The 10,995-nt window shown below is 64.5% G+C and carries 13 protein-coding genes and 3 tRNA genes; 8 read left to right on the forward strand and 8 right to left on the reverse strand.

Annotated elements, in window-relative coordinates:
- Positions 1–159 precede the first annotated feature (159 nt).
- Positions 160–576, reverse strand: a complete 417-nt coding sequence (locus SF06_RS12980) for an OsmC family protein (protein ID WP_027589793.1) — start codon at positions 574–576, stop codon at positions 160–162.
- A gap of 136 nt (positions 577–712) precedes the next feature.
- Between SF06_RS12980 and SF06_RS12985 the strand changes: the two genes are divergently transcribed.
- A complete protein-coding gene (locus SF06_RS12985; RefSeq protein WP_039561856.1) occupies positions 713–1,360 on the forward strand; it encodes a thiopurine S-methyltransferase in 648 nt (215 codons plus the stop codon).
- A gap of 1 nt (position 1,361) precedes the next feature.
- Here the strand turns inward: SF06_RS12985 and SF06_RS12990 are convergent, their stop codons facing one another.
- From SF06_RS12990 to SF06_RS13000, 3 genes are all read right to left on the reverse strand, one after another.
- Positions 1,362–2,012 (reverse strand): DUF2959 domain-containing protein, encoded by a 651-nt coding sequence (locus SF06_RS12990; RefSeq protein ID WP_039561859.1) that lies wholly within the window; start codon positions 2,010–2,012, stop codon positions 1,362–1,364.
- Positions 2,013–2,205: 193 nt separating this feature from the next.
- A complete protein-coding gene (gene htpX, locus SF06_RS12995; protein WP_027591780.1) occupies positions 2,206–3,078 on the reverse strand; it encodes a protease HtpX in 873 nt (290 codons plus the stop codon).
- A gap of 159 nt (positions 3,079–3,237) precedes the next feature.
- On the reverse strand, positions 3,238–4,449 hold the full coding sequence (locus tag SF06_RS13000; protein WP_027591781.1) for a pyridoxal phosphate-dependent aminotransferase: 1,212 nt from the start codon (positions 4,447–4,449) through the stop codon (positions 3,238–3,240).
- A 185-nt stretch (positions 4,450–4,634) separates the two neighbouring features.
- Here SF06_RS13000 and msrB point away from each other — a divergent pair, with 185 nt between their 5' ends.
- From msrB to SF06_RS13015, 3 genes are read left to right on the forward strand one after another with little or no spacing between them, the layout of a single operon-like run.
- Positions 4,635–5,039: a peptide-methionine (R)-S-oxide reductase MsrB gene (gene msrB, locus SF06_RS13005; protein WP_027591782.1), complete on the forward strand. Its 405-nt coding sequence runs from the start codon at positions 4,635–4,637 to the stop codon at positions 5,037–5,039.
- 18 nt (positions 5,040–5,057) lie between these two features.
- Positions 5,058–5,540 carry a glutathione peroxidase gene (locus SF06_RS13010; RefSeq protein ID WP_027591783.1) on the forward strand — a complete coding sequence of 161 codons (483 nt, stop codon included), beginning with the start codon at positions 5,058–5,060 and terminating at the stop codon, positions 5,538–5,540.
- Between the two features lie 12 nt (positions 5,541–5,552).
- Positions 5,553–6,434 (forward strand): ATP-binding protein, encoded by an 882-nt coding sequence (locus tag SF06_RS13015; RefSeq protein WP_027591784.1) that lies wholly within the window; start codon positions 5,553–5,555, stop codon positions 6,432–6,434.
- 70 nt (positions 6,435–6,504) lie between these two features.
- On the opposite strand, the gene SF06_RS13020 is transcribed toward SF06_RS13015, so the two are convergent.
- Positions 6,505–7,272, reverse strand: coding sequence for a hypothetical protein (locus SF06_RS13020; RefSeq protein WP_027591785.1), 768 nt, complete (start codon positions 7,270–7,272; stop codon positions 6,505–6,507).
- Positions 7,273–7,616: 344 nt separating this feature from the next.
- Between SF06_RS13020 and SF06_RS13025 the strand changes: the two genes are divergently transcribed.
- The 4 genes from SF06_RS13025 to SF06_RS13040 all read left to right on the forward strand — a co-directional run bounded on the left by SF06_RS13025 (position 7,617) and on the right by SF06_RS13040 (position 9,582).
- A tRNA-Glu gene (locus SF06_RS13025) sits at positions 7,617–7,692 on the forward strand.
- Between the two features lie 4 nt (positions 7,693–7,696).
- Positions 7,697–7,772: transfer RNA gene (locus tag SF06_RS13030), tRNA-Gly, on the forward strand.
- 74 nt (positions 7,773–7,846) lie between these two features.
- Positions 7,847–7,922 (forward strand) — tRNA-Gly (locus tag SF06_RS13035).
- Between the two features lie 82 nt (positions 7,923–8,004).
- Positions 8,005–9,582 (forward strand): cation:proton antiporter family protein, encoded by a 1,578-nt coding sequence (locus tag SF06_RS13040; protein WP_039561862.1) that lies wholly within the window; start codon positions 8,005–8,007, stop codon positions 9,580–9,582.
- Here the strand turns inward: SF06_RS13040 and SF06_RS13045 are convergent.
- Genes SF06_RS13045 through SF06_RS18525 form a run of 3 tightly spaced genes read right to left on the reverse strand, consistent with a single transcriptional unit; the run spans position 9,564 to position 10,839 of the window.
- A complete protein-coding gene (locus tag SF06_RS13045) occupies positions 9,564–10,142 on the reverse strand; it encodes an NAD(P)H-dependent oxidoreductase (protein WP_039561865.1) in 579 nt (192 codons plus the stop codon). The two genes, SF06_RS13040 and SF06_RS13045, sit on opposite strands and share 19 nt — an antisense overlap.
- 54 nt (positions 10,143–10,196) lie before the next feature.
- The gene (locus tag SF06_RS13050) at positions 10,197–10,574 is read right to left on the reverse strand and encodes a MerR family transcriptional regulator (RefSeq protein WP_039561867.1); all 378 of its coding nucleotides are present in this window, start codon (positions 10,572–10,574) and stop codon (positions 10,197–10,199) included.
- Positions 10,575–10,587: 13 nt separating this feature from the next.
- Positions 10,588–10,839, reverse strand: a complete 252-nt coding sequence (locus tag SF06_RS18525) for a hypothetical protein (protein WP_027591713.1) — start codon at positions 10,837–10,839, stop codon at positions 10,588–10,590.
- Positions 10,840–10,995 lie beyond the last annotated feature (156 nt).

Here is a 10,995-nt window from a genome sequence, read left to right on the forward strand (position 1 = left end):
ACCGTTTAGTTGTTATTGGGCGGCGAGGGAGAAGCAGCGGGTGCCGGCGGGCGCAGGAAACACCCCCGGCAAAAGTGTGGGCATTATGCTAGCACGGCGCCCTACGGCTCAAATGCTTAAAACTGATACCAAGCGAGTGATGCTTGGCTGATTGTTGAACTAACTGAACGGGCCTTCGGCCAGGCGAGTCTCGATGCTGATCTGCACCTGGGTCATCAGCTTGTGCAGTGGGCAGTGGCCGGCCACCCGCTTCAACTCGGCGCGCTGATCGTCGGTCAGGCTGCCACGCAGGGTCAGTTCCGCGGTCATCGCGTAGAAACCCTCCTTCTCGCGACTGCCATCGTGGCTGACTTCCACGCTGATGCCGGTCAGCGGGATGCCGTTCTGACGGGCGTAATGGGTCACGGTCAGCGCCTTGCAGGTCGCCAGGGCGACATCGAAGTAGTCGTGGGGCTCGGGTGCGCTGCCCTGGCCACCCAGGCCGATCGGCAGGTCGGTGGCCAGTTCATGGCGCCCGTCCACCAGGACGCTGTGGCGGTAGCTGGCACTGGTCAGGGTATGCACGACGATGCTCATGGACGTTCTCCAGCGAGTGATCGAGCAAGGTAGAGCGCCTGAGGCGGCACTTGTTCCGCCGGGCCGACCGGCCTTTCATGCGAGAATCCCGCCGCTGACCGACGCGGGGTCAACAGGCCCCAGGGGGAGAAACACCATGCATGAAGACTTCTGGCGGGCGCGCTGGAACCGTAACGAGATCGGCTTTCACCTGTCCGAAGTGAATCCCTGGCTGCTGCGGCACTGGGACGCCGAGCCGGGAGCCCGGGTGCTGGTGCCGCTGTGCGGCAAGAGCCTGGACATGGCCTGGCTGGCTGGGCAGGGCCATCGGGTGCTGGGCATCGAACTGATGGAAACCGCCGTGCAGGCCTTCTTCGCGGAGCAGGGACTGACACCCCACATCATCGAAAACGGCCGTTTCCGCTGCTACCGGCACGGCAAGCTGGAGCTCTGGTGCGGCGACTTCTTCGCCCTGCGCGCCGAGGACGTGGCCGACTGCCCGCACTTCTACGACCGGGCGGCGCTGATCGCTCTGCCGCCGGCCCTGCGCGAGCGCTACGTGGCCCACCTGTCGGCGATCCTGCCGGAACGCTGCGAAGGGTTGCTGGTGACGGTGGACTATGACCACGCGCTGCGCGACGGTCCGCCGTTCGCGGTCGACGACAGTGAGGTGCGCGAGCGCTGGGGCGCGGCCGGCTGGTCGGTGACGCTACTGGAGCGTCGCGACGTGCTGGCGGAGAACTGGAAGTTCCTGAAACTGGGCGCCACCCGGCTGGACGAGGCGGCCTACCGGCTGGCGCGCTGAATCAGCTGTTCTGCTGCAGGTTGCGCACGAAGGTGTCGGCCTCGTCGATGGCGCGCTGCATGTCGCGCAGCAACTGATCGACATTGCCCTGCAGGGTGCGGTATTCGCCCTGCAGCGCGCTGATGGCGCGGGCGTTGAGGTTGTGCTTGAGGAACAGCACCTGGTCGCGCAGCACGCTCAGTACCGGCTCGATACGGCGTTCGGCGGCGCGCATGCGCTCCAGCAGGGTCTTGTACTGCGCACGGGTGCGCTTGAGTTCGGCGGCGCTGGCGTTGCGCAGGCTGGCATTGCTATACAGCTTGAGCTCGCCTTCCCACTCTTCGAACAGCGCCTCGGCCACATCCTCGACGGCTTCGATGCGCGCGCGTACCTCCTTGGCACTGGATTCGCTGGCCAAGTATTCCTTGTTCAGCGCCTCGTAGCGGGCCTCGAGCTCACCGCTCTTCACCTGCACCACGCTGCGGTAGCGATCCAGTGCGCTCTGGAACTGCTCCTTGGCCTCCTGCTGGCTGTCGCGGGCCTCTTCCACACGGTCGACCAGGATGTCGCGCTTGTGCACGCCGACCTTCTCCATGGCGGCGTAATAGGCGCTCTGGCAGCCTGTCAGGCCGAGCAGGGCGGTAAATAGCAGGGCGGAAAGGGGGCGCAGCATAAAGAGTCCTCGGCGTGAAAATGGCGACACTGTAACCCAACCCCTCTCCCCTGGCCCCTCTCCCGCAAGGAGAGAGGGGAACGCAATCGGACACCTCCCTCTCCCCATGCAGGAGAGGGCTGGGGAGAAGGGGGGTGAGAATAAAAAAGGGCGACCGAAGTCGCCCAAGCAAGTGTGAAACGGGGGTGGCCGATCAGCGCAGGGCGCGCAGGGCCTCGATACGGTCTTCCAGCGGCGGGTGGGTCATGAACAGGCCGGCCAGGCCGTGCTTGAGGCCGCCGTTGATGCCGAAAGCGGTGAGGCTGTCGGGCATCTGCACCGGTACCTCGCTCTCCGCGCGCAGGCGCTGCAGAGCGGCGATCATCGCACCGGTGCCGGCCAGGCGGGCGCCGGCCTCGTCGGCCTTGAATTCGCGTTTGCGCGAGAACCACATGACGATGATGCTCGCCAGAATGCCGAGGACCAGTTCGGCGAAGATGGTGGCGATGAAGTAACCGATGCCGTGGCCGTCCTCGTTCTTGAAGATGGCCTTGTCCACGAAGTTGCCGAAGATGCGCGCGAAGAACATCACGAAGGTGTTCACCACGCCCTGGATCAGCGCCAGGGTGACCATGTCGCCATTGGCCACGTGGCCGATCTCGTGAGCCAGCACGGCGCGCACTTCATCGGGGGAGAAGCGCTCCAGCAGGCCCTGGCTGACCGCGACCAGCGCGTCGTTCTTGTTCCAGCCGGTGGCAAAGGCGTTGGACTCGTAGGCCGGGAAGATACCCACTTCCGGCATCTTGATGCCGGCTTCGCGCGACAGCTGCTCCACGGTCTGCAGCAGCCATTGTTCGTGGCGGGTCTGCGGCTGGGTGATGATCTGGGTGCCGGTGCTCATCTTGGCCATCCACTTGGAGATGAACAGCGAGACCAGCGAGCCGGCGAAGCCGAACACGGCGCAGAAAACCAGCAGGCTGCCGTAGTTCTGGCCGGTGAAGCGATCGACCCCGAGCAGTTTCAGGGTGATGCTGGCGATGATCAGCACCGCCAGGTTGGTGGCCAGGAACAGGAAAATACGCATCATGGTGTGGGCGAACTCCACTGAGGAATAACGGAACGCTGGTTATATAAGGTTCGGGCGAGGCCTATTCAACCGAGGGACTATTGCAAACTGTGTCCCCTGGCTGCGCCTCGCCCGTCTTGCGGAGACGGCACACGACCCTGCGCGGCAGGGTCGTTGTCGTCACTGGCGGTAGGTCTTCATGAAATTGCCGATGCGGCGGATGGCCATGTCCAGATCGTCCACGCGTGGCAGGGTGACCACGCGGAAGTGGTCCGGCCACGGCCAGTTGAAGGCGGTGCCCTGCACGATGAGGATCTTCTCGGAGAGCAGCAGGTCCAGGGCGAACTTCTCGTCGTTGTGGATCGGGCAGACCTTCGGGTCGATGCGCGGGAAGGCGTACAGCGCGCCCATCGGCTTCACGCAGCTGATGCCGGGGATGTCATTGAGCAGTTCGTAGGCGCGGTTGCGCTGCTCGAACAGACGGCCGCGCGGCAGCACCAGGTCGTTGATGCTCTGATAACCGCCCAGGGCGGTCTGGATGGCGTGCTGGGCTGGCACGTTGGCGCACAGGCGCATGTTGGCCAGCATGTCCAGGCCTTCGATGTAGCCCTTGGCCAGGTGCTTGGGACCGGAAATCGCGATCCAGCCGGAGCGGAAGCCCGCCACACGGTAGGACTTGGACAGGCCATTGAAGGTCAGGCACAGCACGTCCGGCGCCAGCGAGGCGGTGGCGATGTGCTCGGCGTCGTCGTAGAGGATCTTGTCGTAGATCTCGTCGGAGAACAGGATCAGGTTGTGCTGACGGGCCAGCTCGACGATGGCCTCCAGGCATTCCTTGGAATACACCGCGCCGGTGGGGTTGTTCGGGTTGATGAGCACCAGCGCCTTGGTATTCGGGGTGATCTTGGCCTTCATGTCGGCCAGGTCGGGGAACCAGCCGGCCTGCTCGTCGCACAGGTAGTGCACCGGCTTGCCGCCGGCCAGGCTCACGGCGGCAGTCCACAGCGGGTAATCGGGCGCCGGCAGCAGCACCTCGTCACCGTTGTTCAGCAGCGCCTGCATGGACATCATGATCAGCTCGGAGACGCCGTTGCCGAGGTAGACATCCTCGATGCCCACACCCTCGACGTTCTTCTGCTGGTAGTACTGCATGACTGCCTTGCGGGCGCTGAACAGACCCTTGGAGTCGCTGTAGCCCTGGGCGGTCGGCAGGTTGCGGATCACGTCCTGGAGGATTTCCTCCGGGGCCTCGAAGCCGAACGGCGCCGGGTTGCCGATATTCAGCTTGAGAACGCGGTGACCTTCGTCCTCCAGGCGTTTGGCGTGCTTGAGCACCGGCCCGCGAATGTCATAGCAAACGTTGGCGAGCTTGTTCGACTTACTGATCTGCATGATGCTGAGTGTTCCCGAAGTGAACGTCGCGAGGCTGCACGGCCACGTGCAGTCGAGGGCGGCGAGGAGCGCCTTGGCAGCATCCGCGTGCGCTGCCAGACTGGCGGTTGAAAGCCACGCATGATACGTCTGGCCTGCAAGCGGGGAAAGGTGCAGGCGGGCATTTTCCGAAGTCAGGAGCCGCGATGGACAAGATCGACAAACCCCTCGACGCCTGGCGCGACGAGCTTACGCCCGAACAGTTCCATATCTGCCGCCTGGGCGGCACCGAGCGCGCGTTCAGCGGCGAGTACTACGCCACCCGTACACCCGGTATCTACCAGTGCGCCTGCTGCCAGGCCCCGCTGTTCGACTCCGACACCAAGTACGATTCCGGCAGCGGCTGGCCGAGCTATTTCCAGCCGGTGAGTAACGAGGCGGTCAGGGAACTGGAGGATTCCAGCCATGGCATGCAGCGCATCGAAGTCCGCTGTGCGCGCTGCGATGCCCATCTCGGCCATGTATTCCCGGACGGCCCGCGGCCAACCGGATTGCGTTACTGCATCAACTCGGCATCGCTCACGCTGGTGCCGAAGACGGACCCCGCCTGATCAAGGAGCGTTACCCCGATGACCGATCTGCTGCAGATCCCGCTGACCGATATCAATGGACAGGAAACCCGGCTGGCCGATTACGGCGCCCGGGCGCTGCTGGTGGTCAATACCGCCAGCCGCTGCGGCTTCACCCCGCAGTACGAAGGCTTGGAACAGCTCTGGCAGCAGTACAAGGATCGTGGACTGGCGGTGCTGGGCTTTCCCTGCAACCAGTTCGGCGCCCAGGAGCCGGGCAGCGAAGAGGAGATCGCCAGCTTCTGCTCGATGAACTTTGGCGTCAGCTTCCCCCTGTTTCGCAAGCTGGACGTGAACGGCCCGGGCACCCATCCGCTGTTTGCCGAGCTCAAGCGCCGCGCGCCCGGCCTGCTGGGCAGCCAGCGCATCAAGTGGAACTTCACCAAGTTCCTGATCAGCGGAGACGGCTCGCGCGTCGAGCGCTTCGCGCCCACCACCAAGCCCGAAGCCCTGCAAGAGGCGGTGGAGAACCTGCTGCGTTAAGGAGTACCCCCCTTGGATTCCCGACTGATCGCGCTGCTGGAGCGGGCCGACCGCCTGGCGCAGCGACTCGAACCCCTGTTGCCGATCGAACCGCCGGTGATCGACTGGACCGCCACCCTGGCCGCGCGCTGGCAGCGCCAGGGACGCAGTGGATTCTTGCAGCCGCTGCGGGTGAGCCATGACCTGCGTCTGGACGATCTGCTGGGCGTGGATCTGCAGCGCGAGCAGCTGGCCCGCAACACCCGCCAGTTCGTCGCCGGGCTGCCTGCCAACCACGCCCTGCTGTGGGGTGCGCGGGGCACCGGCAAGAGCTCGTTGGTGCGCGCGTTGCTGGCCGAGCATTGGCCAGCCGGATTGCGCCTGGTGGAGATCGAGCGCGACCACCTGGCTGATCTGCCACGGGTGGTGGAGCTGATCAGCGATCAGCCGCAACGCTTCGTGCTGTTCTGCGACGACCTGTCATTCGAAGCCGGGGAAGGCGAGTACCGCGTACTGAAGAGCGTGCTGGACGGCTCGCTGGAACGGGCGCCGGACAACGTGCTGCTGTACGCCACCTCCAACCGCCGGCACCTGGTGCCGGAGCGGCAGAGCGACAACGACAACTGGGAGCGAGTGGATGGCGAACTGCACCCGAGCGAGGCGGTGGAGGACAAGATCGCGCTGTCCGACCGCTTCGGCCTCTGGCTGTCCTTCTATCCCTTTACCCAGGAGCACTACCTGTCGGTGGTGCGCCACTGGATCGGCAGCCTGGCGGCCCAGGCCGGGTTGAGCTGGGCATGGGACGAAGAGCTGGAGAAGGCCGCGGTGCGCTGGGCGACTGGACGTGGCAACCGCAACGGACGCTGTGCCTACCAGTTCGCACGGCAGTGGGTGGGGCTCCGGCTGTTGCAGTGAGCGCGCCGCGCGTGCGGAGGTGGGGCGCAGCGCAGCGCTGCGGCGTTGCGCCCCACAAAGGCGGCAGGTCTCAGTCGTAGACCTGTTTCTTGCGCCACGGATCGTCGATTTCCTCCTGGGTGAGACCGACGGTCAGCTCATCTTCCTCTTCCTCGGTAGGCTCGCGGTCCAGCGCCAGGTCGTTCGCCCGTTCCAGATGCTTGGCCAGCTCGCGAAGCTCGATGCGATAGCGATCCTGATCCGCCTGGCGGCGCAGGAACTGCACCGCGCGCTCGAAGGCCAGGCGCGCCTGGCGGGGCTTGTCCTGCTGCAGCAGTTGCACGCCTACGCTGGTAAAGAAGTCGATGTGCAGCTGCACCATCATGTGGCGGATCTCGTCGACCCAGTGGCGCGCCTCGGCGGTGGTGATGAGGTTTTCGCGCGCCGCGCGGGTGATCACACCGTGCAGGCCTTCGAGCAGGAAGCGCACTTCCTTGGCCTTGTTTTCGGTGTTGATCGCCTGCGGCAGGTTCTTCACCGGCAGGTTCTCTCCCTTGCCCAGTAACACCACCAGCTCGTCGATGCGCGTGACCAACTCGGTATTCTCGGGTGCCATGGGACGCAGCCGCTCGCTCAGCTTGAGCTCCAGCTTGCACATCAGCAGCTTCAGCGCGGGTGTCATCATCTGCCCGGGCAGAATCTCGCTGAGGTCGGCACAGCGGCGAACGCGCTCGGTGAGTTCGGCTTTCTGGCGCTGTCGCTCCAGCTTGCGGCGCTCGATCTGCTGGCTCGCATAAACCAGGATGATCGCAACGAACAGTGCGGCGAAGACCAGGGCGGTGATAAGGGCTGGAGACAACGGCTTTCCTCCGATGATGGCATCTGGCCCCGAGTGTAGAGATTTCTCCCCGTGGCTCCTAGGGTCAATTAAGCTTTCGTCGCGCGCTCGGATTCCTGAGGCGCAGCGACGCATCGTGCCGCTTCAGCGGAACGCTGGAAAGCACGCGCTGCGGCAGGGCGACGGAGCGTCATTGGCGCTGAACGTTTTTTGAGCAGAAGTCATTGATTTAAAAAAAGTTTTGTTTGGGTGTTGACGCCTCCCCGAGGCATCCATAAAATGCGCCCCACTTCCAGCGCAGACGGCAACGCCAAGCGGGGAAGCCGGAAAAAAGTTTGTAAAAACTGTTGTAAGTTCCGGGCCGCGTCCCCTTCGTCTAGTGGCCTAGGACACCGCCCTTTCACGGCGGTAACAGGGGTTCGAGTCCCCTAGGGGACGCCAATAAGCGGGAATAGCTCAGTTGGTAGAGCACGACCTTGCCAAGGTCGGGGTCGCGAGTTCGAGTCTCGTTTCCCGCTCCAGATTCTTCCACAGCGCTGCATGTCGCTGGGGTAGTTAGCCGAAAGGCTGGCGTCACGACCGAAAGGTCACACATGCGGGAATAGCTCAGTTGGTAGAGCACGACCTTGCCAAGGTCGGGGTCGCGAGTTCGAGTCTCGTTTCCCGCTCCAAATACAGAAAAAAGCGACCGAAAGGTCGCTTTTTTCGTTTCTGCCTGGCGTATTACCTCACCCGTGCCGAAGGGAGCCGCCCATGATCGAAGCCACCTGGATCGCCTTCGCGTTCGGACTGGGCCTGGTGGCCCGGGTCATTGGCCTGCCGCCGCTGATCGGCTATCTCGGCGCCGGGTTCGCCCTGGCCGCGTTCGACAACCAGCTCGGCATCACCCGCGAGGACAGCGAGATCCTGGCCCATCTGTCGCACCTGGGTGTGTTGTTGCTGCTGTTCACCGTGGGTCTCAAGCTCAAGCTCGGCAACCTGGCCCGCCCGGAAGTGGTGGGCGGCAGCGTGCTGCATTTCGCGCTGTCCTCCGTGCTGATGCTGCCGCCGATCCTGCTGTTCCTGGAGGTCGGCTGGTACGAGGCGCTGATGCTCTCGGTGGTACTGGCGTTCTCCAGCACCGTGCTGGCCGCCAAGGTGCTGGAGAGTCGCCGCGAACTGAAGGCCTTTCATGGCCGCGTGGCGATCGGCGTGCTGATCATGCAGGACCTGATCGCCCTGCTGGTGATGAGCCTGGCCAGCGGCAAGATGCCGTCGGCCTGGGCGCTGCTGGTCTTCCTGCTGCCGCTGCTGCGCCCGCTGCTGTTCCGGCTGCTCGATCACAGCGGTCACGAGGAACTGCTGGTGCTGCTTGGCCTGATGCTGGCACTGGTGGTCGGCGGCCTGGGTTTCGAGTCGGTGGGGCTCAGTTCCGAGCTGGGCGCGCTGGCCTTCGGCGCCATGCTGGCCAAGCACCCGCGCGCCGGCGAGCTGTCCAACTCCCTGTGGTCGGTCAAGGAAGTCTTCCTGGTCGGCTTCTTCCTGCAGATCGGCATCGGCGGATTGCCGGATGCCGACGCGCTGATCTTCGCCGCCGTGATGTCGCTGCTGCTGCCGCTGAAGACCGTGCTGTTCTTCTTCCTGTTCCTGGCCTTCCGCCTGCGCTCGCGCAGCGCCTTCCTCAGCGCCGCCAGCCTGACCAACTACAGCGAGTTCGGCCTGATCGTATCCAGCGTCGTCATGCCGCAATGGCTGGTGCCGCTGGCCATCACCGTGGCCTTCTCGTTCATCCTGTCCGCGCAATTCAACCGGGTCTCCGCGAGGCTCTACAACCGGCTGGCCAGCCGGCTGGTGCGGCTGGAGCGCAACACCCGCCATCCCGATGAACAGCCGGTGTCGCTGGGCGATGCGCAGATTCTGGTCATGGGCATGGGGCGCACGGGACGTGCCGCCTACAACGACCTGCGGGAGAAGGGCTACCGGCTGATCAGCCTGGACTCCGACCCGGTGGCGGTCGAACGCGCGGCCCGCGAGGGCTGCAACATTCTCTATGCCGATGCCGAAGACCAGACCTTCTGGCAGAGCCTGGAGATGCGCCAGGTCGAGGCGGTGATCCTGGCCATGAACGACGCCGAGGCGAAGGTCATCGCCAGTCGCAAGCTGCGCGAGAAGGGCTTCACTGGCCTGCTGGTCTCCCATGCCCTCTATGAGGACGTCGCCCGGCAGATCGAAGCGGCTGGCGCCGATCACACCTACCTGACCATGAGCGAAGCCGGCGCCGGTCTGGCGCAGAACGTGGCCAAGCAGCTGGAAGCCCGCCACGCAGCGTCGAGTCAGGCGTTCGCGCCGTAGGCAAACGCCCGCGCCAGCCAGCGCTCCCGTGTCTTGGGGCTGGCGCCTTTCACCGGGCCGAAATTCGTGACGGTGACAGGCTTGATGCCGCAGAACCCGAGAATGGTGCGCTTCATCTGATGGTGCCCGGGCATCCGGTACACCCAGCGGAAATACCAGGGCGGCGTGTCCAGGGTGACCAGCAGGTGCGCCGAACGGCCCGCCAGCAGGCCGTCGGCCATCAGGGAATCCTTGCGAAAGCGGAAGGCGAAGCCCGGCAAGAGCACCCGGTCGAAGAAGCCCTTCAGCAGGGCCGGTATCGAGCCCCACCAGATCGGATAGACGAAGACCAGGTGCTGAGCCCAGGTGATCACTTCCTGGGCGGCCAGCAGGTCGGGCTCCAGCGGCTGGATGTGGTTGTAGCCCTCGTGGAGGATGGGGTCGAAGCGCAGTGCTCCGAGGTGGAGGGCGCGGACCTCATGGCCCGCGGCCTCGGCCCCCTGCGCATAGGACTGGGTGAGGGCAGCGCACAGGCTGTCCTGTGCGGGATGGCCGAGGATGACCAGAATTCGTTTGTTCATGCCGACTCCTTTTCTGGGAAAGCGGCAGCCTAAGGATTGCCCCTAGGGGAAGGGTCAAGCGGTTTTTTCGCAGTCCCACAGGGCGGGCGCGTCAGCCAGGCGCTGGCGGAGCTCGTCCAGCCGCTCGATCCGTGTCGTTGCGGCGTCGATCTGCGCCTGCAGCGCGCGCCGCTTGCGATCGATCTGTTCGACGATGTCATCCAGGCTGGGCGCCTGGCCGGTGGATGCGCCCCGCAGGGTCTCGGCCAGTTCCTTCAGCGTGAAACCGAGCGCCTGCGCGCAGCGAATGGTTTCGACGATGCCGACCACCTCCGGCGCATAGACGCGATACGTGCCCCGGCGCCGGGGCGTCGGAATGAGCGCCAGTTCCTCGTAGAGGTAGATCGCCTTGCGCGACGCGCCGGTCCGCTTCGAGAGATCGCCAATATACATGTCGTGGCCCACATCAGCCCCGGCCGAGGGCGGAAACCAGGCCGGCGATGAAGAATACGCCCGCCAGAAACAGAATCTGGTTGCGCTGGCGATCCGTGAACACATAGCTCTGGCCCCTGCTCTGGGCGTACACATCGCCCGTCAGGGCCACCACGACCGCGGCGGGGGTGAACAGCAGAAGCGAAATCATGATGAACCAGCGCTTGCGGAACCAGGGTAGCTCGGCATAGGGCGTGTCGATCTTCGTGAAGGCTTTCGGATTCATGGGGTTTCCATCGGGGCTTCCGGAAAGGCAGGACCAACTGAGCCCCGCATCGCCCATATCATATTGATTGCACTGGGCAGAAGTCTGTCGGGTACGTTGATCTGGATCACGGGCGCGATGTGGCGCGCTTTTGTAGGAGATTCTATGTTGCCCTGC

This window comes from Pseudomonas flexibilis (genome assembly GCF_000802425.1).
Taxonomy (GTDB): Bacteria; Pseudomonadota; Gammaproteobacteria; order Pseudomonadales; family Pseudomonadaceae; genus Serpens; species Serpens flexibilis.